This is a genomic window from Clostridium sardiniense (genome assembly GCF_019753795.1).
Lineage (GTDB): Bacteria > Bacillota > Clostridia > Clostridiales > Clostridiaceae > Clostridium > Clostridium sardiniense.
In genome coordinates this window covers 128,421-154,260 of sequence record NZ_JAIKTU010000012.1, presented here as the reverse complement: position 1 = coordinate 154,260, position 25,840 = coordinate 128,421, and the positions used below count along the sequence as shown (strand labels likewise).

Sequence of the window (25,840 nt, the reverse complement as noted above, 5' to 3'; positions counted from 1 at the left end):
TAATATAGCATATATAATAATATATGTATTGTAAGAAATATTTAATAAAAAATTAATATATACTTAAAAATATTAAAAAATATTTCAAACTAACTTTGAACTTTATATTTAGTTGCATTAGAGTTGTGCCAATTATTTAACAGGTACTTAGCTAGAAGGATATACGTATGTCTTTTTAGCTTTTTTTATTAAGAAGTTCTTTATTAAGCATTGACATATAAATAATAAATCAAAATTTTTAATCAGAGGGGGAGTAAATTAATGCTGAAAAGAAAAGTTAGTTTGTTGATATTATCAGCGATTATAACAACAAATATTTCAAGTTTAAAAGTTCTAGCAGCACAATCGAATGAGACTACACAGGTAAATAAGCAAGTAACCAAAGAAGAAAATTATGAAATTTATCCATTGCCGCAAAGTGAGACATATACAGAAGGCGAATTTGTAATCACTGATAATGTAAACATAGTAGTTGAAGGTAACATTGATGAAAGTACAAAGAATTTCTTAATGGAAATATTAGAAGAAAACAATATAAAAGGAAGTATTTCAGACAAAATTGTAAACGATATGACAAATGTTCTTCTAGGGGTAAGGGGCTCAGACGGGTATGTTAATAATTACTTTAATGAGAAGAAAATTTCTTATAATGAGAAGATATACGATGAACATGATGCATATGTTTTAAAAGTAGATAAAAATTTAGAAGAAAAAGGTGTCATAGCTATCCTTGGCGCTCATACTGACGCAACTTTTTATGGACTAGCGTCTCTTAAAATGATATTTAATCAGTTAGAAAACAAAACTATAAAAACTCTTCAAATAGAAGATTATGCAGATGCTGAAAATAGAGGATTTATAGAAGGTTTTTATGGACATCCTTGGAGTAATGAAGATAGAGCAAGCCTTATGGAATTTGGTGGAGAAGTAAAGATGACATCTTATATTTTTGCACCAAAGGACGATCCATATCATAATAGCAAATGGAGAGAATTGTACCCAAAGGATAAATTAGATGAATTAGCGGAACTTGTTAAAGTAGGTAAGGAATCTAAGTGTAACTTCGTTTGGGCAATTCACCCAGGATTTAGTATGATTAATTGGAATGATTATGAAAATGAATTAAAGAGGTTAACAGATAAATTAGATCAACTTTACAGTATAGGAGTTAGGCAGTTCGGATTATTCTTAGATGATATAAGTACATCACAATCATTAACAGATAGAGAAAAACATAAAAAGTTAGTTACTGATGTAGCTAATTGGGTTAAGGAAAAACAAGGAACAGAATCATTGATATTCTGTCCACCTTTCTACAATAAAAGCTGGACTGGAAATTCAGGAAAGCCATATCTAGAAACTATGAAAGATCTTCCAGAGAATGTTGAAATTATGTGGACCGGTGATGGTGTATGTGGAAGAGTTACTCAAGATGCTCTTCAATGGCCAAAGGATGCTCATGGCAGAGATCCATATATGTGGCTTAATTGGCCAGTTAATGATTATAAAAATGCAAGGTTACTTCTTGGTCCTGGAGAAATGATGGAACCGGGAGTTGATAATTTTGCAGGTATAGTAACAAACCCTATGGCACAAGCAGAAGCATCAAAAATTTCATTATTTGCAGTTGCAGATTATACATGGAATACAGATGAATTTAATGCAAATGAAAGCTGGAAAGATTCATTTAAATATATTACTCCAGAGGTAGCTGAAGAGTTTAATATTATTGCAAGTCATATGTGTACACCGGAACCTAGTGGACATGGATTAACTGTTGGAGAGTCAGAATATTTAAAAGATGAATTTGAAGTAATAAGAAATAAATTAAATAATGAAGAAGATATAAAGAGCGATGCAAGTAATTTAAAAAGTGAGTTTGACAAGATAGTTAATGCAGTTAATGTATTCTCTGAAGTTGTTCGGGAGAAAAATTTCAATCTATATGATGAAATGGAGCCATGGCTTAATTGCTTAAGAGAGATAGGACTTGCAGGAAGTGATATAATGCAAGCTATGATAAGTGAAGAAGAAGGAAATGCAGTAGATGCATGGACATCATATTCAAAGGCATTAAAGAATATTGAAGATTCAAAGATGTTTACTTATGAAACTATAAATGGTAGTAAGCTTACAGTTGAGGCTGCAACAAAGAGAGTTATTCCTTTTATAAATGAGATGCTATCAAAGGTAGAGACTAAGATTCATGCAAAATTAGATAAGACAGCTATTATAAAGAGTTTAATTACATCTCATGATGATAAAGATGAATTTGAAAAAATGATAGATGGTGATGAAAGTACCTATATGTATATTCAAAACGTACAGAAGGATAATGATTATTATGGGTTAGATCTTGGAAATGTTGTACCTGTAAATGAAATAGATATTGTACAAGGTAGAAATGATAATGATCATGATAGATATCATAGGTCAGTTTTAGAGTATTCTGTAGACGGAAAAGAATGGATTCAAATAGGTGATGAAAGAAATGAAGTAAGAATAAGTGAGAAAAATTTAGGAATAGAAGCTAGATTCATAAGACTTAGAGCTGTAAAGGCTGGAGTTCCAGGAGGAAAGCCAGATTTATGGACAGCCGTAAGAGAGTTTACTATAAATGGCAGTGAAGGAAAGTCTAATGTATTTACTAATAGAGATGAATTAAAATCCCTTAAGGTTAATGTAGAGGGTTCAAGTTCAACATTATCAAGTGATGAAGAAATAACTTTATTAAAGAATCAATATCTTGGAATAAAGCTAGATTCAATAAAGAATATATCATCTATTGAAAAGGATTTAAATACAACAGATTTAACACTTCAAGTTTCTGAGAATACAAGTGAGTGGAGAGAAATAAGCAAAGATGATAAAGGGTATGGAAGTGCAAGATATATAAGACTTATAAATAAAACTGATAATGAAGTTAAATTTAATCTAGAAAAACTTAAGGTTAGAATTGCTGAATTTGTAGAACCATCAGTTACAACAAACTATGGTAATCCATATGAGGGTAAATTTGATAATGTATTTGATGGTAATATAGATACATTTGTTTGGACTAATGGTAATCAAGATAGTGGCAAGCAAATTACAGTTGATCTAGGTGGATTTAGAAATATTAATGATATATCAGTTTGGGTTAATGATGGAAGTGCTGACTTCTTTAAAGAAGGGGTGCTTGAAATATCAGCTGATGGAACAAACTTTGAAACTGTTCATGAATTCAATAATCCAGGAGATATAACTAAAAACTTCCCAACTCATCAAGTACCACATAGATATCTTAAAGTAGATAATATTGGTGGAAAGGAAGCTAGATATGTTAGGCTAAGAAGCACAAAGAATCATGGCAACTGGTTAAAATTATATGAGATAAAGGTTAATGATGGAGAGGCTAAGCCAGAGAATAAAGATCCAAACATTGAAAGCACTCATGAAGGTACTGAAAAGAATGGAATTAAGAATGTAATTGATGGAAGCATAGCAAGTTTCTATACTCCAAAATTAGATGATTTTAATGGTGGAAGTCTTTCTTATAAAATATCAGAAGAAGAAAAAATTAAAGAAATTGTAGTGCTTCAAGGTGCTGACAATATATCAAATGCTGATGTTTCAATTAGAACTTCTGATGGATGGAAAAAAGTATCTAAGCTATCAAAGAGTTACAACGTAATAGATGTAAAAGGTTTCAAAGATATCTTTGAAGTGAAGTTTGACTGGATAAGCAATGTAAAGCCTGTAATACATGAGCTTATAGCTGTTAAAGAACCTGCAAAGGTTACAGTAGATAAAGATGAATTACAAGAATTGATAACTGAAGTACAAGGCATAGATAAAGATAAGTATACAGATGAGTCTGTAGCTGCCTTAGAAGAAAAATTAAAGAAAGCAGAAGATGTATTAGCCGATGAAAGTGCAACTACAGAAGATGTAAAAAAAGCAGTTAATGAATTAAAAATAGCAAAAGAAGGTTTAGTATTAAAGCCAGAGAAACCAGAAGTAGATAAAAGTAAGCTGCAAGAGTTAGTAAATGAAGTAAGGACATTTAATAAAGATGATTACACTGAAGATAGCTTTAAAGTATTAGAAGAAAAGTTAGCTTTAGCAACTGATATTTTAGATAAAGAGGATGCAACTGAAGAAGAAATAAATAATATCTTAAATGAATTAAATGAAGCAAAGAGTGCATTAGTTAAAAAACCAAGCAAGGTTACTGATTTAAAGGCTTCAGAAATTAAATTTAATAGTGTTAAGCTTACATGGAGCTCTAATGAGGATGAAGACATTATAGAATACAACATTTATAGAGATGGAAAGAAAATAGATACAGTTACTGAGAAGGAATATATAGCTACTGATCTGAAAGATGAAACAGAGTATTTATTTGAAGTAGAAGCTATAAATTCAAATGGAATAGCTTCAGATAAGGTAAAAGTTACAGTTACAACAATAGATAAAATTAATAAACAAGCATTACAAATGGCCATAGGGTATGGGGACAATGTAATAGAAAAAGGTGGACTTAATGGAGTAATTCCAACAGTAGTTAAGGAATTTAATGAAAGACTTAAAGAAGCAAAAGAGGTATATAAAAATGCTGATTCAACACAAGCGCAAGTAAACACTGCATTAGATAGACTTATGACTGTAATCCATATGCTTGAATTTAAAAGCGGAGATAAGGAAGAGTTAGAGTATACAGTTAATATTGTAAAAGCATTAGAAGAAAAGGAATATACACCATCAACTTGGAAGGTGTTATCAGAAGTTTTAAAAAATGCTGAAGAAGTACTAAATAATGAAGATGCTATGCAACCTGAGGTTGATACTGCTTTAGAAGAATTAATGGAAGCTTATTTAAACTTAAGGTATAAAGCAGATAAATCTAAGCTAGAAGATTTAATAAAAGAAATAGAAAAATTAGATTTATCTAAGTACACTGAAGAGAGTGTAAAAGCTCTTAAAGAAGAATTAAAAAAAGCTAAGGAAGTCTTAGCTGATGAAGAGGCAACAGATAAAAATGTGGAAGATGCAATAAAGAGATTAAATAACGCTAAGAATAACTTAGTTGAAAAGCCAGTAGACCCAGATAAACCAGTAGATCCAGATAAGCCAGTAGATCCAGATAAGCCAGTGGATCCAGATAAACCGGTGGATCCAGATAAGCCAGTAGATCCAGATAAACCAGGGGATGGTTCAGATAATAATGGTAATAATGGAGGCAATGGAAATAAACCAACAAATCCAAATAAGCCAGGTGGTGGAAATAAACCAGGAAATAATCAAGGAGCCGATACTAATATACCAGCAACAGGGGGAATGGTGCAAACAGGCGTACTGGTTGCGGGAATGATTTCAGCACTTGGTGGAATTTCTATAATAAGAAGAAGGAAAAAGTAGTTTAATAAATAAACTATAGAGTTTAAATAAAATAATAATAGTATTTTAAGTATAGTATTCAGCATGGAATTAGACCTCATGAAAGGCTAAAGGAGACATATATGCTTCTTCTTTAGCTTTTCAAAAAATCTAATGTTAATAGACATAAATTTTAATCATATTTAAGTATTAAAACTTTCAAATATCTTTATAAAATTTATTTATTGGAGGGTAATCTAATGCAATATCTTAAAAGAAATAAAAGATTTAAATTAATGCTACCTTTATTTCTTATCTTTACAATGATGTGTGGAAATATGGCTGCATATGCTACTGCATTAAAAAATAAAGGGAAATTAAATCTAGCTTTAGGAAAATCTACATTTGCATCAAGTGAAGAAACATCAGATTTTAGTGCAAGTAAAATAAATGATGGAATCATTGACAGAACTGGTGAAAAGCAATCTAGATGGGCATGTGAAAGATATGAAGAGAATCCATGGGTTGCAATTGATTTCGGCGAAAAGACAAAGTTTAACCAAGTGGTAATTGAATGGGAAAGAAAAAATATTGAATCTTATAGAATAGAAGTTTCAGATGATAAAACTTCATGGATAAGTATTTATGAAGGATCTAAAGTTGAAAATTATAATGAGACTATAGATCTTGGAAATCAAGAAGCTAGATATTTAAGAGTGTTAGTTGAAAGCTATATGCCAAAAGAAGAGGGCTCAGATATAGAATGGGAGACTGTTTCATTATATGAAGTAGAAGTCTATGGTGATGCTGAGGAACCAACAGAAGGAGTTAATGTAGCTTTAAATAAGGAAGCTACTGCCTCATCTGTAGAAACAAACACTTTTACGGCAAGTAAAGCTACTGATGGAATTATTGATAGAGGGGGAGCTAAATCTTCAAGATGGGCAAGTGCTGTTTCATCAGAAGACCAATGGCTTAAAGTGGATCTTGGAGCAAACACTCAGTTTAATAATGTAGTTATAGAGTGGGAGAGAAAGAATTCACCTAAATATAGAATTCAAACTTCAGTAGATAATGAAAATTGGGTTGATGTTTATACTGCAACTAAAGCGCCAGATAATCATAGAGATGAAATAAAGTTAAATGAAAAAGTAAGTGGAAGATATGTAAGATTATATATAGATGAGCATATTGCAAATTCAGAAGGTGTTAATTGGAATACTGTTTCAGTATACGAAATTGAAATATATAATGGGAAAATTCCAGAAGCGCCAAAAACCGTACAGGAAGTTGCAAATAGCATAAAAGTAGAAGAACTAAGTGCAGAGGATACAAAACTTAAGATGCCTGAAGTTCCAGAAGGATTTGAAATATCCTTTATTGGTGCAGATTATGAAGAGGTTATAGATTATGAAATGAATATCCATAAACCTCTTGTAAATACTAAGGTTTCAATGAATTTTGAAGTCAAAAAAGGAAATGAAAAGGCAACATCTAAGGCTATTGAATTAACTGTACCAGGCTCAAATATGGTAAGTGTAAATGATAAGCCAACAGTTATACCAGAACTTAGAGAATGGGCTGGAATGAGTGGAAACTTTGAAATAAAAGATAATTCAAGAATAGTTATAAGTAAAGATTCAGAAAGTAAATTAAGAAGTGTAGCTGAAACTTTTGCTAAGGATTATAAAGATATAGTGGGACGTGATATAGAAGTTGTAGTATCTAATTCCCCAAAGAGAGGCGATTTCTATCTTTCATTAACATCAAACTATAAAGAGCTTAGAAAAGAAGGATACTATATGGAGATAGGTGATGCTATAAAGGTTGAAGCAAATGAAGCACAAGGTATATTTTTATCAACTAGAACAATACTTCAAATCCTTAAACAAAATAAAAATTATATACCAAAAGGTTTAGTTAGAGATTATCCACAATATGATGTAAGAGGATTTATGCTTGATGTAGGAAGAAAGTTCACTTCGTTAGATTATTTATATGAAATAATGAAGACAATGTCATGGTATAAAATGAATGACTTCCAAATTCATTTAAATGACAACTATATATGGCTTGATGAGTATGGTAGTGAAGCTTTAGAGAAAGCTTATGCAGGCTTTAGACTTGAATCAAATGATGTTGGTTCAAATGGAGTAGCATTAACATCAAAAGATGGACATTATACTAAAGAACAGTTTGGTAAGTTTATTGATGACTCATCACTTTACGGAGTTAATATAGTACCTGAATTCGATACACCTGGACATGCATTAGCATTTACAAAAGTACATCCAGAATATGCATATGGAAATGGTCATGGTGAAAATGCTGCAATGTTAGATGTAAATAATGAAAATGTTGTTAATTATATAAAAAGCATATATAACGAGTTTATGGATGGAGAAAATCCTGTGTTTAGAAATTCTACAGTTCATATAGGGACAGATGAATTCTATGGAAATGCTGAGGAATATAGAGCGTATACAGATAAGATCCTTAAATTTATGAGAGATGAAAAGAAAGCTGTACCAAGACTTTGGGGAAGTTTAACAAACAAAAAAGGAAGTACTCCTGTAACATCAGAAGGTGTTCAAATGAATATTTGGAACTGTGGATGGGCAAATCCAAAAGATATGTATAATCAAGGATTTGATTTAATAAATACAGATGATGCATGGGTTTATATAGTGCCAGGAGCTAACTATTATAGAAATTATTTAGATACTGAATGGCTTTACAATAATTGGCAAGCTAATAAGTTTGGTAATGGAGTTGTATTACCAGAAGGTTCACCGCAAATGCTTGGAGGAATGTTTACTCTTTGGAATGACATGATAGATAGAAAATCAAATGGAATAGTTGAGTATGACATTTTTGATAGAGTTTACCCAGCTATACAAGCATTATCAGAGAAGATGTGGGGAGAAGCTGAAGATAAAACTTATAATGAGTTTAAGGAAGTTTCAAAAAAGGTTGGAACAGCACCAAATACAAATCCAACATTTAAAGTAGAGTCAAAGACAGAAAAAGTTATAAATTATGATTTTGAAAATGCAGAAAATAATATTGCAGATGATAAATCAGAAAATGGATATAATTCTCTTGATATTAAAAATGCAGAAATTAAGAATGGATCATTAAAATTAAATGGAGGAGAAAGTATTCTAAAAACTCCAATTAATAATATAGGACCGAATTATTCAATTTCATTTAGTGTAAATAGAGATAATGATAGCAGTAATGAAGAACAGGTTCTGTTTGAATCTTCAAAAGGTCAATTTAAGGCTGTTCAAAAGAAAACAGGAAAGGTTGGTTTCTCAAGAGAGAACTATGACTATTCATTTAATTATGAACTTCCAAAAGGTGAATGGGTAGATATAACTATAGTTGGAAAGTTAAATAAGACAGAACTTTATGTAAATGGAGAGTATGTTGATGAGATAAGTAAATCAAGTGAAACAAATAACTTTGGAACATTTGTATTCCCATTAGAGAATATAGGAAGTAGTAGTAAAGCTTTCAAGGGAGAATTTGACAATCTTTTAGTTAACAATAAAGCTGCTTTATCAGATCCGTTAATGATACCGCAAGAACAAATGCATGCTACAGCTTCAAGTGAACATCCTAATGTAGGAAGTGAAGGATTAGCAAGCTTTGCTATTGATGGCGATGAAGGTACTATGTGGCATACTAATTATAATAATGTAAAACCACTTCCACAATATATAACTTTAGATTTAGGCGGAAAGTATAATATTGATAGATTGACATATCTTCCAAGACAAAGTGGACAAAATGGTAATATTACAAAATATGAAGTGCAAGTAAGTACCAATGGTGAGGACTTTGTTAAAGTTTCAGAAGGTTCATTTGAAAATAACAATAAGCTTAAAACTGTGAAATTAAATGATGTAGCTGAGGCAACTCATGTTAGACTTATTGCGAAGGAGGGTGTTGGAGGATTTGCTTCAGCAGCAGAATTAAATGTTTATAGATCTAAAGATGCTAGCTTAGAAGGAAATTTAAATGTTACAGTACCAGAAGAAGTTCTAGTTGGAAATAACTTTGATGTTAAATTTGGAACAGGTAAATTAAATAGTGATAATATCTTTGCAATGGAATTTGATGTTGAGTTTGACAATGAAAAAGCTGAATTTGTTGAAGCAACTTCAATGGATAGCGAAAAGTATATTGTTAGTAGTAAGGAAGTAGAAAATAAAATAAAAGTAATTGTTGCAACGAAGGGAACTCCAATAGAAAGTGATAAGGATATTGCAAAACTATCATTCAAAGCAAAGGCTGAAGGAAATGATGTTCAGTTTAATGCAGTAAATGTAAAAATTGCAGATGGAGAAGGAAAAGAACATTCTATTAATGGTGGTTCTGCAATTACTAATATTAAAAATGAAGTAGTTAAACCAGTTGATAAAAAAGCATTAAAAATGGCTATAGATTATGCAGAAGACGCAAAGGCAAACGGTGCACTTAATGGCGTAATTCCAGCTGTAATCATTGAGTTTAATAAGTCATTAGATTTAGCTAAGGAAGTCTACAATAAAGAAGATGCAACTAAGGTAGAAGTTAATGATGCACTTAAAAAGTTAATGAATGTAATTCATATGTTAGAGTTTAAACAAGGTGATAAGGAACTTCTTAAAGGAATTGTTGATATAATAGAAACTTTAAAAAAGAGTGATTATATTGAAACAACGTGGGCTCCGTTAGAAGAAGCACTTAAAGAGGCACAGGATGTATTAGCTGATGAGAATGCTATGCAACCAGAAGTAGATAAAGCATTTGATAGCTTAATGAAAGCTTATCTTGATTTAAGATTAAAACCAGATAAATCAAAATTAGAAGAGCTGATAAATGAAATTAAAGGTATGGATTTATCTAAATACACAGAAGCAAGTGTAAAAAATCTTAATGAGGCTGTAAATAAAGGTGAAGAGGTTCTTAATAATGAAGATGCTACAAAACAAGATATTAATAATGCTATAAAACTTCTTAAAAAAGCAAAGGCTGGCTTAGAGGAAAAAACAGAGAAGCCTGGAGATAATGGTGATAATGAAGAGCCAGAAGATAATAATGGAAGTGAAAATAAACCAGGAGAAAATAACAACGGAACAAATGGAGGAAATAATAGTAGTACAGGAGATAATAATAAGCCAAATGGTGGAGAAGACTCAGGAAATGTTCCAGCAACTGGAGGAATGGTACAGACAGGATTATTACTTGCAGGAATAATGTCAGCAGCAGGTGGAGTAGTAATGCTAAGAAGAAAAAGAAAGTAAACTAATCTAAATTTATTGGAAGGATAGCCATAAAGGCATCCTTTCAATAATAGAATAATTTCTCAAACTATAATATAAAACAAAACTAAACTTTAGAAGAATATCTTATGAAATTAATTAAATCTAAGTAAGAATATTTATATAGGGAGTTTATTTATGAATAAAAGTAGAATTAAGAAGATTATAGCCTGTGGATTGTTTACTACATTTGTATTAGGTACAGCAAGTAACCTAATACAAGCAAATGCTACATCATCAAAAAATTCATTGAAATCTGTTACAGAAGCCTATGGGGCTACTCCAACTGCTCAACAAGTAGATTATCAAAAAGATGAGCTAACAGCCTTTATACATTTTGGAATAAACACTTTTTATGATGTTGAATGGGGAAATGGCAATGAAGACCCGGCAAGGTTTAATCCTACAAAGGTAGATGCGGATCAGTGGGTTAAAACATTAAAAGATGGCGGGTTTAAGAAAGTTATATTTACAGCAAAACATCACGATGGATTTGCCCTTTGGCCAAGTAAGACAACAGATCATGGTGTAGAAAAAAGTCCTTGGAAGGATGGAAAAGGTGATGTTGTTAAAGAAGTAGCTGATGCCTGCAAAAAATATGGATTAAAGTTTGGTGTTTACCTATCTCCATGGGATCAAAACTCTCCAGATTATGGTGAGGGGAATGGAAGAGATTACAATGAAGTTTATATGGAACAACTTACTGAGCTTTTAACTAATTACGGAGAAGTTTCAGAGGTTTGGATGGATGGAGCTAAGGGATCAAATGTTACACAGGAATATAAGTTTGATGAATGGTTTAAGTTAATAAAAGAACTTCAACCGGACTGTACAATATTTAGTCCTCAAGGACCAGATATAAGATGGATAGGTAATGAAAATGGATATGCAGGAGAGCCGTGCTGGTCAACAATTGATTTAGCGAAGATGAGTGAGAGAGAAGTACCTAGTTATTTAAATACTGGAGAAGAAAATGGTCCAAACTGGGTTGTGGGTGAGTCAGATGTATCTATAAGGCCAGGCTGGTTCTATCATAAATCTCAAGACAATGCAGTTAAATCATTGGAAAAATTGATGGATATATATACTAAGTCAGTTGGCAGAAATTCTGTTTTATTATTAAATGTCCCACCTAATAAGGAGGGAGTATTACACGAAAATGATGTTAATAGAATAAAAGAATTTGGAGATGCAGTAAAGGGATTATTAGATGAAGATTTAACTGATAACAGTACATTGTCAGTTGATAGTGAAATAAATAATGATTATAGCAAAGATAAGCTTAACGATAATAACTTTGATACTTATTGGGCTCCAAATAATTCAGCTAAAACTGGAACTATAGAGATTGAGTTTAATGAGAATACAACATTTGATGTAGTAAGTCTTCAAGAGTATATAAATTTAGGACAAAGAGTAAAGGAATTTTCAGTTGAAGCATCTAGAGAGGGAGAAGAGTGGAGTGAAATATATTCAGGAAAAACTATTGGATATAAAAGATATGTAAGAGTTCCACCAACAACTGCCAAGAAGATAAGAATTAATATAAAGGATTCATTAGCAACTCCTTTAATTAATGAAATTAATGTATATAAGGCACCTAAAAATATAGAATTACCAAAGGATATTCCTGATGGACTAAAGTTTCTAAATGATTCAAATAAAGGAACAGAGGTAAATCAATTTAACTTTGGAGCCAATTGGAACTATGAGGATATTCATGGAGACAATGATAGAGGTGGAGATGCACATTGGTCCAATAAAGCTGGATCAACTGTGGATATAAAATTTAAAGGAAGTCTATTTTATTTATCAGCTGCTAAAGATCCTAGTCATGGAATAATGGAAATTTCCATTGATGGAGGAGAATTTAAAGATATAGATTTATATTCAGAAAGCAGAAAAACAAAACAAATAGTATATGAAAGTGAAACCTTAGAATACGGAGAGCATACTGCAACTATAAGGGTATCTGGAAGAAAAAATGAAAGATCTACTGGCATTTCAGGTCATATTGATGGTGCTTTTGTACTTGATAATAATGGTGCGGGATTAGTAGAGTTTGAAAAGATTTCAACAAGAGTTTTAGAGAGTACTAAAAATCCAGAATTTAAGGTTATTAGAAAAGGGGGAAGCAGAGGAAGAATTGAAGTAAACTATGATACAGTTCTAGGAAGTGCAGAAAATTTAAAGGATCTACATGTATGGTCAGGAACTTTATCCTTTGATGAAAATGAAACAGAAAAGGTAATAGATAGAATAACAATAATAGATGATGATGAAATTGAAGAGGATGAGAACTTCTTTGTGACTTTAAGTAATCCTATAGGGGGAATAATAGGATTTAATGATAATTTAGAGGTGACTATAGAAGATGATGACAATACTTATTTAAAGATTAATACAACTGATACTGGAAATGGAATGAATAAGTTTACCTTTGGAGAGGGATGGAATCAAGAAGCAAATGGAGCCTGGGCAAGAGGAGAAAATAAAACTTATAGCATTAAGTTTGAAGGATCAAGAATTGTATTAATTGGAGCTAAGGACCCAAATCATGGATTATATAAGATTAAGATTGATGATGGAGAATTTTTAGAAGTTGATCCATATTCAGAAAATAGACTAGAGAATGAAGTAATATTCGATAGTAAAGATTTAGCATATGGAGAGCATACATTAACTTTCTTATCTGTAGGAAGTAATCCACATGGAGGAAGAGCTGATTCTCAAATTAATCATGCTTTTATAAACACTAAAGATAATGGAGGCAGTGGAGAAGAAATCCTATTAGGAGATTTTAATAAAAATAAGAAAATTGACTTAGGAGATCTATCTATAGCATCTAAATATTATGGAAAAAATAAAAGCGAGTATGATATCAATAAGGATAATATAGTTGATGAATACGAGATAAATTACATTATGGATAACATAAAATAAAGGGTATAAGGGGAGAAAAAAATGAAATGTAAGAAGATATTAGGAGCCCTACTTTCATTATCAATAATAGTAACATCCTCAGGGGTAACAGCTTTAGCAGATACTATAAAAGAAGGTGGGAAAAATCCAGTGAGTAAAGTACTAACAGAAGAGAAACAAAGATCAATATTATTTAATGATGGATGGACATTTAATTTAGGGGATGTCCCAGAAGCAAAGGATAAGGATTTTAATGATGATTCATGGAGACAATTAAATCTTCCACATGATTGGAGTATAGAATTAGACTTCAATAAAAATTCGCCATCTACTCATGAAGGTGGTTATTTAGATGGTGGAATAGGCTGGTATAGAAAGAGTTTTGTACTTCCTAAAGAAATGGAAGGTAAAAAGATATCAATAGATTTTGATGGTGCATATATGGACAGCTATGTCTATGTAAATGGAACACAAGTTGGGAATCATCCTTATGGATATACTCCATTCTCTTTTGATATCACAGATAACCTAGTTTATGATGGAGTTACTGAAAACGTTATCTCAGTTAAGGTTAATAATAAGCAACCTAGCAGTAGATGGTACTCAGGAAGTGGTATTTATAGAGATGTACACTTAACTGTTACAGAAAAAGTTAGTGTAGATAAATACGGAACATTTGTTACAACTCCAAACCTTGAAGAAGAATATAAAAAAGGTAGAGCTTTAGTTGATATAAAGACTGATATTATAAATGAAGAGAATGAGGATAAGGATGTAAAAGTAACTTCAACTATATATGATGCAGAGGGCAAAAATGTTGGAGAAGTTAGTAGTACAGAAGTAGTAACTAAAAAGAGTGAAAAGAAATTTAGCCAAGAAGTAGCAGTTAAGAGTCCAAAACTTTGGAGCACTGAGAGTGGTTATATATATAAAGTTGTAACTACTGTTTCTATTGATGAAAATGTAGTTGATGAGTATAAAACTGACTTTGGTATGAGATGGTTTGATTTTTCAGATGATGAAGGTTTCTTCCTAAATGGAGAGCAAATGAAACTTAAAGGAGTTTGTATGCATCATGATCAGGGAGCACTTGGAGCTGTATCAAATGAGGCTGCAATAGAAAGACAAGTTAAGCTATTAAAGGAGATGGGAGTAAATTCTATAAGGGTTACTCATAATCCAGCTTCACAGCAATTAATAGATATATGTAATAGAGAAGGTATACTTCTTATAGAAGAAGCTTTTGATACTTGGTATGATGGAAAGAAAACATATGATTATGGAAGATTCTTTGAAAATAAATCAATACATGGAGATATGACATGGGCTGAGTTTGATATAAAGCAAATGGTTGAGCGTGGCAAGAATGCACCAAGTATAATAATGTGGTCTTTAGGAAATGAAATATGGGAAACTAATCAAGCTAAGGCAGTACAAACAGCTCAAAATTTAAATGATTGGGTTAAGGAAGTGGATCCTACAAGACCAACAACAATGGGTGAAGATAAATTTAGAATGGGTAATGGACAAGGTGCTCATGAGGCTGTAGCAGATATTATAGATGTAGTTGGATTTAATTATGCTGAAGATAATTACGAGAGCCTTAGAGCAAAACATCCAGATTGGAAGATATATGGATCAGAGAATTCATCTGCAACAAGAAGTCGTGGAGTTTATTCACATCCAGAGCAAAAGCTTCAAATGCATACACACCAAGATAAACAACAGTCATCATATGATAATGATTATGTTGGTTGGGGAAAGACAGCTGAAGAAGCTTGGAAGAGAGATAGAGATAGAGGCTATATAGCAGGAGAATATATTTGGACAGGTTTTGACTATATTGGAGAGCCAACTCCTTATTATGGATCATATCCAGCAAAGAGTTCATATTTTGGAGCAATAGATACAGCGGGATTCCCAAAAGATGTTTTTTATTTCTATCAAAGTCAATGGTCAGATGAGCCAATGGTTCATTTACTACCACATTGGAACTTTGAAAATGATGATAGCATAAAGGTTGATGGAGATAAGATTTTAGTATATGCATACACTAATGCAAATAGTGTTGATTTATATTATAACGAAGATGTTAATTCTAAAGAACTTGGAGAGTTAGTTGGAACAGATACTTACGAAGTAACAAATGCTGGGTATAATGGAGAATATAAAGAAACTAATGAAGGAAAACTTCATTTAGAATTTAGAGTTCCATATAAGCCTGGAAAATTAACTGCTGTTGCAAAAGATGCGAGTGGAAAAGAAATTTCAAGAGATGAAGTTAAAACAGCAAAAGAAGCAAAGAAGCTTAATTTAACTGCTGATAGACAGGTCGTTAAATCAAATGGCTCTGATCTTTCTTATATAACAGTAGATGTTGTTGATGAAAATGGAACAATAGTGCCAAATGCTGATAATTTAATTAACTTTGAAATATCAGGTAACGGAAAGATAGTTGGGGTTGATAATGGTAATGCTGCAAGTGTTGAAAGATATAAAGATAATAAGAGAAAAGCAGACCATGGTAAGGCGCTTGTTATTGTTCAATCAGATGCTAATGCAGGATCATTTACATTAACTGCAACAAGTGAAGGTTTAGGTACAGATAATATAAAAGTTTACTCAGTTGATGAAGAAGATATGGATAAGATGGAGATAGTAGGGTATGACGTTAGTGATATAACAGTACCAGTTAATGGGGAACTAAATCTTCAAGATAAAGTTACTGCATTATATAGTAATGGAAGCAAAGGTGAAGTGCCAGTTACTTGGGAGGAAGTTCCTAGTGATAAATTAAGCAAAGCAGGTACTTTTAAAGTTAGTGGTACCACTGAATATAGCAATATTCCTGTTGAAGTAACTGTTATTGTAAAAGATATAATAGGCATACTAGATAGTAGAATTTTAACGGCTGTTGGAGATAAACCAGAACTACCAAAAGAAGTTTCAGCAATATTTAATGACGGTAGTATAGAAAATTATCCAGTAACTTGGGATAGAGAATTAAATGATGAGGATGTTAATAGCGCTAAAACAGTAGAGGTAGAAGGAACTGTAGAAGAAGTTTCAGGTATTAAGGGGAAAGTAATAGTTACTGTTACTGATAACTTTGAAATGAAAAACATTGCAGTAAATGAAGGTAAAGAATTCCCTAAAGCCTTTACTACTTATTCAGGACCAGACAATATAAATAATATAAATGATGGAGTAATATCAAAAAATAATTCTCCACAAAATAGGTGGACTAACTGGGGAAAACCAGGAGAAAACTATGATGACTATGTAGGAATTGAATTTAATAAAGCTCATTCAATTAATAAGGTTGGAATTTCCTTGTACAAAGATCACGGGGTAGAGATTCCAAGCGAGATAACAATTGAATATTTAGATGGAGAAGAGTGGAAGGAAGTTGCAAATCAAAGTAAGAAGACAGGTTTCTCAGCTGAGGGAACTGAAGAGATAACTTTTGACACAGTAAAAACAAATAAAATAAGAGCATTATTAAAAGAAGACACAGATGCAAATAAAGCTGTTGGACTTACTGAATTTGAAGTTTATTCAAATGTATTAGTAAGTGAAGGAACATCACTTTTAAAAGAAATTAAAGTTAATGGTGTAGCTATAGAAAACTTTAAAGAAGGTACTATGAATTACACTGTTAATCTTCCATATGGATCAAAAGTTCCAGATGTTACAGCATTGGCTAAAGATAATGGAAGTATATTTGTAGTTCCAGCATTAGATGTTAATGGAACAACTAGAATAATAGTAATTGGAGAAGATGGAACAAAGAGAAGCACTTATTCAATTAAATTCAAAGAGAATGCTCCAACAATTGATAGTGCAAGCATATCACTTGGAAAAGAAAATATAATAGAAGACGATATAGTTGATATATTAATAGAAGCTAAGCTACAAGATGGAAACAATATAAATAAAAATGATTTAGACATTAAATATAATGTAAGTACAGAAAATGGTGCGGAAGTTCAAATAAAAGATAATAAGCTATATGCATATACTGAAGGCGATATAAGTCTTTCAGCAGAAGTAACTTATAAAGGTGTAAAGAAAACTACTAATACAATAAATGTTAATATAGGAAAGAATACTGCGGATAAAACAGTTGTTTCTTATGAGAAGGTTAATGTAGATACTAATAAAGGGATTAAGCCAGTTCTTCCAAGTAAGATAAAAGCAAACTATGATGTAGGACTTTCAAGAGATGTAGAAGTTAAATGGAATGATATAAAGGAAGAAAACTACAATAAATATGGAGTATTTACAGTAGAGGGAACAGTTGAAGGACAAGAGTTAAAGCCAGTAGCGAAAGTTACAGTTAAAGGTATTTCAGCACTAGGAAACTTATCGATTGTTACAAATAAAGGAGTAGCACCAAAGCTTCCAGGAACAGTTAAAGCATACTATACTGATAGTACAAGTGTTGATGTTGATGTAACTTGGGCAGAGTATGATAAAGAGTTATTAAATAAAGAAGGAACATTTAAAGTAGAAGGAACAGTAAATGGAACAGATATTAAGGCAAGTATATCTATAAGAGTAAGTAATGAGTCTGTAAATGGAGATAATATAGCTCTAGGAAGAAATGGTTATGATCTTCCAATGGCAGTTGCATCATATACAAATGATACTAAGATAGATCAAGCATCACAAGATAGAATTGAAAAAGTAAATGATGGTGTAATAGAGCATAATCCGAATGCTGCAAATAATAGATGGTCAAATTGGAAAAGATCAAATAAGAATACAACAGATTGGGTTGGAGTTATATTTGGATCAGGTGTGCCAGAAATGAAATATATAAATAACTTAGAAGTTGATTTCTTTGAAGATAATGGAACAAAGAGTCCAAAAGATTTTGTAGTTGAATATTATACTGGAGACTCAATAGTCTTACCAGGTGATCCGGCTCATGTTTTAGCTGAAGAAAACTCACCATTAAATGATGAAAATAATTGGAAAAAAGTTACTAATATGACTTCTAATCCAGAAGTAACATCAGGATCAGATACTAATTATCTAAATTTTGATATGGTTAAAACTTTTGCATTAAGAATAAAGATGAATGCAAAGGAAAATATGGCACTTGGTGTAACTGAAATAAAAGCATTTGAAAAGAAAGCAGTTATAAATCAAGACTTTAGTACAAATATGATTAAGGTTAATGGAGAAGACTTAAAAGACTTTAGAGAAGATAGAGTGGATTATACTTTAAAACTTAAAAATAATGAAAAGTTACCAGAGATAACAGCAGATGTTACAAATAATGCGTCAGTTTCAGTTATCTATACAGCAGGACAAGATGAAAAGATAGATGTTCTTATTAAATCAGAAGATGGTCTTAAAAATAAGACATATTCACTAACTATAGAAAGAGAAGATGCTACAGAAGTCAATAAAACTGCACTAAGAATGGCAATTAATTATGCCGAAAAAGCAGAAGCTGATGGAGCACTTAATGATGTAGTTCCAGCTGTAGTTAAAGAATTTAAAGAGGCATTAAAGGAAGCTAAAGCTGTTTATGCAAATGAAGATGCTACAGCAGAAGATGTAGATAGTGTATTCAAGAGATTAATGAATGCAATTCATATGTTAGAATTTAAGCAAGGGGACAAGGAAGCACTTCATGGAATAGTTGATATAATAGACGCTTTAGAAAAAGATAAGTATATAGAATCAACATGGACTAAGTTAGAAAAGTATTTAAAAGAAGCTAAAAATGTATTAGCAGATGAAAATGCTATGCAAGCAGAAGTTGATAGTGCTTTTGATAACTTAATGAAAGCTTATCTTGATTTAAGATTCAAACCAGATAAATCTAAGCTTGAAGAATTAATAAAGGAAATTAAGGCTATGGATTTATCAAAATATACTAAGGAAAGTGTAGATAACTTAAACAAATCATTAGATAATGCAGAAAAGGTATTAAAAAATGATGCTGCAACATCAGAAGATATTGATAATGCAATAAAATCTCTTACTAAAGCTAGAAATGAATTAAAAGAAAATTCAGATGACAACGTAGATGATGATAATAAAGATGAGGACAAAGATGATAATACAAATATAGATAAGCCAGGAGATAATAATTCTAATAATGGAAATGCTAGTGGAAACAATAATGGTGGAAGTGGTAACCAAGGAACAGGAAATAGCAATAATCCAGGAAAAGTACCAGCAACAGGTGGTATGGTATCTAGTGGTATATTATTAGCAGGTGTATTATCATTAGTAGGGGGTGCAGTAATAATAAAAAGAAAGAGAAAATAGTTAATTAAAAAAAGATGTTAGAAATATTTATATTTCTAACATCTTTTTATTTTATCAGTAAACGTTTTATGAGGTATTACACAGAAAAGCGTATTAGTGTAATACTGTGTAATAATTTTACACAGTGATATTTAAAAAGTGTGTAAGATAATGTCGAAAAAGGGTAGTTAAATTCACGAAAAGTAGCCGTTTTGTGAAAATATAATTGAATAAAAGTTTTGGCATGCAAATTGCTATATATAAATAGTGTAAACGTAAATAAATTACAAAATATAAGATACAAAAGAATTACTAATTTATTTCAAAATAAAGTTATCATAATCTAATACTTAGACTGTAAAATAAAAATTAGAAATAAGATAGTAATTCGAGAAACGATAGGAGGAATTACATATGAAAAAGTTTTTTGAGTGGATGGAAAAATACTTTGTGCCTATAGCAGCAAGAATAGGTTCACAAAGACACCTAGTTGCTATCCGTGATGGATTCGTTACAATAATGCCATTAATTATAGCTGGTTCATTTGCAGTATTAATTAATAATTTACCATGGGAAGCTTATCAAAACTTCATGAATTCAGTATTACCAGCTAACTGGAAAGATTTTGGAGGAGTTATCTACGATGGTTCTTTCACAATAATGTCAATATTGATAGTTGCTACAATAGCATATCACTTAGCTAAAGGGTATGATAAAGATGGTGTTGGAGCAGCAGTTATATCAATAGGTTCATTCTTTATACTATATCCAAAAACACCTATGCAACTTGCTGATAATTTAGGATTCAATAGCAATTACTTAGGTTCAACTGGATTATTTATTGCAATTATAGTAGCACTTGTTGCCACTGAAATATATGTAAGACTTGTTGGAAATCCTAAATTGGTTATTAAGATGCCAGATGGAGTACCACCTGCAGTATCAAGATCATTTGCTGGGTTATTACCATCAATCATAGTTTTAGTAATAGCTGGAGCTCTAAGAATGATGTTCGTTGCAATTGGAATTGATAATGTATTTGAATCATTATTCTTAACAATCCAAAAACCGTTAGAAGGCTTAGTTGGAAGCTTTGGTGGAATGCTTATATTAATATTATTCCAACAATTATTATGGTTCTTCGGAATACATGGTTCCAATATAATAGCACCAATTGTAAATGCTGTATTATTACCACTTACATTAGCTAATACAACTGCATTACAAAATGGACAAATACCACAAAATATTGTTAATAGCCAATTCTTAGATTCATATGTAAATATGGGGGGATCAGGTACAACAATAGCACTTCTAATAGCTATATTTATAGTAGGTAGAAGAAGCAAACAAGAGATGATGATTGCAAAATTAGGTATTGCACCTGCTTGCTTTAATATAAACGAGCCAGTAATATTTGGTATGCCATTAGTACTTAACCCAGTATACTTTATACCATTTATATTAGCACCACTTGCTTCAGCAAGTATAGCTTATGGATTAACTTTAATAGGATTTGTTCCTGCTGTAAGTATAGTTGCAAACTGGGTAACTCCACCAATACTTGGAGCTGTTATTTCAACAGGATCATTAACTGGTGGATTAGTAGCACTTATATGTTTAGCTGTGTCAGTATTAATCTACATTCCATTTGTAGTTATATCAAGCAGAAAAGCATTAGAAGTAGAAGGCCTATAAGATTTTAAACTTTATATAAATGAGAACTCCTTAAGGTATTTAACCCTACTTAAGGAGTTCTTTATTTTTTATAAAAATTTAAAAAATAGAGAATATATTAAATTAATTTATAAATAATTATGTGTAATAAATATATTATTAATTTATTGAAATACTAAAAGAGAATAATATTTTAGGGAGAGTGAAGCTTTTATGGAACAAGATAAAGAAGAAAAAAAGAGAGAAGTAGTTAAGTATGATGAGATGTTTAGAGGGGATAAAAATAAGAAAAAAGAACCTAGAGAAGAGACTGATTGGGAGCTTATTAGATAAATATAGTATTAAAATTTAGTTTAAGCGTAATAAGATTATCTTTATTAAATTTTCTTAAGCAGAGAATAGTAAATTAATCTAGATAATATTAATGTTATTTAGTTATGTTTTATGAAATGTTAATTTGTTCAAATATATATAATAGTAAAGTTTTAGTATTAATAATTATTAAATAATAATTATTATTGATTATTGCGAGATAAAGTATTATAATTAATTTAACAAAAGAAAAGAGTTATTGATAGATTAGATAGTCTAATCAATAATATAAAAGTAAGGATGGTTAAATATTATGAATAAAGTTAAGATATATAACAAAGTAAAAGAAAATGATGTTGTAACTTCATTTTATATAAAATCAGAAGATGGAAAAGAACTTAAAAAAAATGAAGCAGGTCAATTCATTGCAATAAAACCAATTAAAGATGGAGAGAATAAAAGTGCAATTAGACAATACAGCTTATCAATGAAACCGGGAGAAGATTTTTATAGAATAAGTATTAAAAGAGAAGAGCATGGACTAGTATCAAGATATATGCATGATAATGTTCAAATAGGAGATACAGTTGAAATATCAGATCCATTAGGTAATTTTATATTAAAAGAAAGTAATAAACCTTTAGTATTATTAAGTGGAGGTATAGGAGTTACACCAATGATGTCTATGCTTTATAAAGCAGTAGAACAAAAAAGGGATGTAATTTTTGTGCAAGCAGTATTAAATTCAACTGCACATACTTTTAAAGACGAAATTAATAGCATAAAGAATGATAATACTAATGTTAAAACTGCAATATTTTATCAAAACCCATTAGAATCAGATAAAAAAGGTAAAGATTATGATTTTGAGGGAGTAGCAACTAAAGAGTGGATTGAAGAAAATCTACCTAAAGATGGTGATTTTTACTTCTGTGGGCCTCTAGGATTTATGAAGCATGTATATGATACGTTAAGAGGTATGGATGTTTCAGAAGATGCAATAAATTATGAGATGTTTGGTCCATCAAAAAATTTAGCAAATCTTTAAGTTTTTAATATAATATAGTATAAGAGAAATTATGACTGAACTTAGTGTTAGACTTTGCTCAGTCATTTTTTATTGTATAGTTTAATTATTTTATATGAAAGGTACACACATTTTACAATTATCTACAGGTGAATCGATAAGTTTGCAGTTTACTCCAAAGACATTTTTTATAAGATTTTCATCTATAATGTCCTCTTTTGGACCTTGCGCAAAAATAGCTCCATCTTTTAATGCAACTATATTATGAGCATACTTTAATGCATGATTTATATCATGTATAACTAAGACAATAGTTCTATTTTCTTTTTCATTTAATTCTTTTAATATGTTTAAAATCTCTAGTTGGTATTTTATATCTAGATGATTTGTAGGTTCATCTAAAAGAATAATCTCTGTATCTTGAGTTAATGCAAGAGCAATCCATGCTCTTTGCCTTTGTCCACCTGAAAGATTTCCTAAAGTTTTATCCTTATCATCTATAAGTCCCATCTTTTCGATTGAGTTTAAAACTATAGATTCATCTTTTTTACTCCAAAAGGATAGTAGGGTATGATATGGGTATCTTCCTTGTTTAACTAAATCATAGATAGTTAAGTCATCTGGAGCAGTACTGCTTTGAGGAAGCATTGCTAATAGCTTTGATACTTCTTTTGATTGCATTTTAAGAAGATCTTTATCTTCCATTAAGACGGTACCACTTTTAGGAGAAAGTATCCTTGCTATAGCTTTTATTAAGGTAGATTTACCACAACCATTAGAACCAATTAAAGCTGTAATTTTTCCTTTCTCTATATCTAAATTAATATCATCTAATATGATTTTTTCATCATAGCATAATTTTAAGTTATTTGCTTTTATCATAATTATCTCCTTTTTATTTGCTTTCTATTTTTAACTAAAAGATATATAAAGTAAGGGGCACCGATTGCGGCTGTAAATATTCCTATAGGTAAGTCTTGTGGATAGAATAACCATTTAGATACAAAATCGGCTAGCAATGTTATAATTCCACCTATAAATATAGAAAGTGGAACTAGGTTTTCAAATTTTGAATTTACTAATTTTCTAGCTATATGAGGTGCAATTAATCCTACAAATGAAATACCACCGCCAATAGTTACTGCACCAGCAGTTAAACCTGCTGAAATACTTAAAAGGATTAGCCTGCTTTTATGTACATTATTGCCAAGTACTGTTATAACTTCATCTTCTAATTGATGAAGATTTAAATCTTTTATAAAAATTACAGACAGTATAGTAAAAACAATAAATATTACTGTTATTAATATAGCATGAGTCCAATTAGCTCCATATATGCTTCCTGTTATCCAAGTTGTAGCTTCTTTCATAAATACTACAGGACCATTTATTACAAGAATATTAGTAATTGCTTTAAAGATAGCAGATATCCCTATTCCTATTATTATTAGCTTATTAGTTGAAGAAGATTTTCCGTAAATAAAGAAAATAAGTATTAAAGCTAAGAATGAAAATACAAAAGTGAATATAGGCATATACAATATTGATGTAGTTAGTGAGTTGTTTGTAGGATCCGTAAAAATTGTTAAAAATACTAGAGCTCCAACAGCTCCTCCGTTAACTATTCCTAATATATTAGGGGAAGCTAGAGGATTTTTTACTACTCCTTGAAGTATAGCTCCTGATAATGCCAGTGAAGCACCAACAAAGAAGGCAACAATAACTCTTGGTAACCTTACATTCAATATTAAGATAGAAGAAAATCCTGTATCTAAGCCTAGTATACTTTTAATAATATCTAAAGGATTTACTATTACTTCACCCATAGCTAAAGATATAGTTGCTATTAATAGTGTAATAGCTAATAAAACTCCAATTAATTTTATAGTTTTTTTATTTATATTAACCATTAAGTAGTCCTCCTTTTAGCAATATATATGAAGAATGGTCCACCTATAAGTGCAGTTAAAGAACCAACTGGAACTTCCTTTGGATAAATTATGAATCTTGATAGTATGTCTGCAAGTAATAATATTGATGAACCTACTAATAATGAAAATGGAATAAGCCATCTATAGTCTGTCCCAATAAATTTATGTACTATGTGCGGTGTTACTAGACCAATAAATGCTATAGGTCCTGCAAGAGCTACAGATACTCCAGATAAAATTGCAACTATAGATATTATAAGTATCTTTAAATATAATGTTTTCATTCCTAAAGATCTTGCCATTTCTTCACCTAATGAGAATACATTAAGTTTTTTTCCAATAAATAACGCAAATATTATTAATATAAGGATTATTGGAGCAAATTCAAGAATTAATTCTAGTTTCTTTCCTTCAACTGAGCCTGTCATCCAATATATAACTTCTTCTAGAGCAGTATCATTTTTATATAAAATACCTTGAGTTAAAGAAAATAGTAACGCAGCAAGAGCGGTTCCGCCTAATGTTAAATCCATAGGTCTTACATCTCCGGAAAGACCACCAGATAAAATATACACTAATGCAGCAGCTGCAAGTGCTCCAAAGAAAGCTATCCAAACCAGACCGAAAGTAGATACTTGTGGAAGGTAGGTCATTGCTATAACTATAGTAAATACTGCTCCAGAATTTATACCTAATATACTTGGAGATGCTAATTTATTTCTTGTTAATCCTTGAGTTAGTAGACCAGATACTCCAAGGGCTCCCCCTACTAAAAGAGCATTTAGAGTTCTTGGAATTCTAGAAGTTCTTATTATTATATGTTCTTGAGAATTATTAAAATTTTTATAAGACTCTATAACTGTATGGAAAGATGTCTTTATAAAACCTTTAGTAATACTTAAATAACATAATATGAAAATTAAAATTATTAACAATAAAAGTAATATAAATTTATTTCTATTGCTTTTTAGAATGTTTATCATATAATTTCCTCCGTTTTAAGTGAAATTAATTATCAAATAATATTGATA

At 30.9% G+C, this 25,840-nt stretch carries 9 protein-coding genes; 6 read left to right on the top strand and 3 right to left on the bottom strand.

Translation table 11 applies throughout. The annotated features are described in order from the left end of the window. Nucleotides 1–261: 261 nt before the first annotated feature. The 6 genes from K5V21_RS14805 (at nucleotide 262) to K5V21_RS14780 (ending at nucleotide 22,899) form a co-directional block, all read left to right on the top strand. Complete coding sequence (locus K5V21_RS14805; RefSeq protein ID WP_221861941.1) at nucleotides 262–5,400, top strand: beta-N-acetylglucosaminidase domain-containing protein; 5,139 nt, start codon at nucleotides 262–264, stop codon at nucleotides 5,398–5,400. Between the two features lie 218 nt (nucleotides 5,401–5,618). Further along, on the top strand, nucleotides 5,619–10,652 hold the full coding sequence (locus tag K5V21_RS14800) for a discoidin domain-containing protein (RefSeq protein ID WP_221861940.1): 5,034 nt from the start codon (nucleotides 5,619–5,621) through the stop codon (nucleotides 10,650–10,652). A gap of 156 nt (nucleotides 10,653–10,808) precedes the next feature. Further along, the gene (locus K5V21_RS14795) at nucleotides 10,809–13,613 is read left to right on the top strand and encodes an alpha-L-fucosidase (protein ID WP_221861939.1); all 2,805 of its coding nucleotides are present in this window, start codon (nucleotides 10,809–10,811) and stop codon (nucleotides 13,611–13,613) included. Between the two features lie 21 nt (nucleotides 13,614–13,634). After that, on the top strand, nucleotides 13,635–19,883 hold the full coding sequence (locus K5V21_RS14790; protein ID WP_221861938.1) for an Ig-like domain-containing protein: 6,249 nt from the start codon (nucleotides 13,635–13,637) through the stop codon (nucleotides 19,881–19,883). A gap of 393 nt (nucleotides 19,884–20,276) precedes the next feature. Continuing rightward, nucleotides 20,277–21,560, top strand: a complete 1,284-nt coding sequence (locus K5V21_RS14785) for a PTS sugar transporter subunit IIC (protein ID WP_221861937.1) — start codon at nucleotides 20,277–20,279, stop codon at nucleotides 21,558–21,560. A gap of 604 nt (nucleotides 21,561–22,164) precedes the next feature. Continuing rightward, on the top strand, nucleotides 22,165–22,899 hold the full coding sequence (locus K5V21_RS14780) for an FAD-binding oxidoreductase (RefSeq protein ID WP_221861936.1): 735 nt from the start codon (nucleotides 22,165–22,167) through the stop codon (nucleotides 22,897–22,899). Between the two features lie 90 nt (nucleotides 22,900–22,989). On the opposite strand, the gene K5V21_RS14775 is transcribed toward K5V21_RS14780, so the two are convergent. Genes K5V21_RS14775 through K5V21_RS14765 form a run of 3 tightly spaced genes read right to left on the bottom strand, consistent with a single transcriptional unit; the run spans nucleotide 22,990 to nucleotide 25,792 of the window. Continuing rightward, a complete protein-coding gene (locus tag K5V21_RS14775) occupies nucleotides 22,990–23,760 on the bottom strand; it encodes an ABC transporter ATP-binding protein (RefSeq protein ID WP_221861935.1) in 771 nt (256 codons plus the stop codon). 2 nt (nucleotides 23,761–23,762) lie between these two features. After that, nucleotides 23,763–24,788: a FecCD family ABC transporter permease gene (locus K5V21_RS14770; protein ID WP_221861934.1), complete on the bottom strand. Its 1,026-nt coding sequence runs from the start codon at nucleotides 24,786–24,788 to the stop codon at nucleotides 23,763–23,765. Then, a complete protein-coding gene (locus tag K5V21_RS14765; RefSeq protein ID WP_221861933.1) occupies nucleotides 24,788–25,792 on the bottom strand; it encodes a FecCD family ABC transporter permease in 1,005 nt (334 codons plus the stop codon). Before K5V21_RS14765 ends, K5V21_RS14770 begins: the two co-directional genes overlap by 1 nt. Nucleotides 25,793–25,840 lie beyond the last annotated feature (48 nt).

Coding starts and splice junctions, on each gene's coding strand:
- K5V21_RS14770 (WP_221861934.1), bottom strand. CDS start 24,788: ATGGTTAATATAAATAAAAAAACTATAAAATTAATTGGAGTTTTATTA.
- K5V21_RS14785 (WP_221861937.1), top strand. CDS start 20,277: ATGAAAAAGTTTTTTGAGTGGATGGAAAAATACTTTGTGCCTATAGCA.
- K5V21_RS14805 (WP_221861941.1), top strand. CDS start 262: ATGCTGAAAAGAAAAGTTAGTTTGTTGATATTATCAGCGATTATAACA.
- K5V21_RS14765 (WP_221861933.1), bottom strand. CDS start 25,792: ATGATAAACATTCTAAAAAGCAATAGAAATAAATTTATATTACTTTTA.
- K5V21_RS14775 (WP_221861935.1), bottom strand. CDS start 23,760: ATGATAAAAGCAAATAACTTAAAATTATGCTATGATGAAAAAATCATA.
- K5V21_RS14795 (WP_221861939.1), top strand. CDS start 10,809: ATGAATAAAAGTAGAATTAAGAAGATTATAGCCTGTGGATTGTTTACT.
- K5V21_RS14790 (WP_221861938.1), top strand. CDS start 13,635: ATGAAATGTAAGAAGATATTAGGAGCCCTACTTTCATTATCAATAATA.
- K5V21_RS14800 (WP_221861940.1), top strand. CDS start 5,619: ATGCAATATCTTAAAAGAAATAAAAGATTTAAATTAATGCTACCTTTA.
- K5V21_RS14780 (WP_221861936.1), top strand. CDS start 22,165: ATGAATAAAGTTAAGATATATAACAAAGTAAAAGAAAATGATGTTGTA.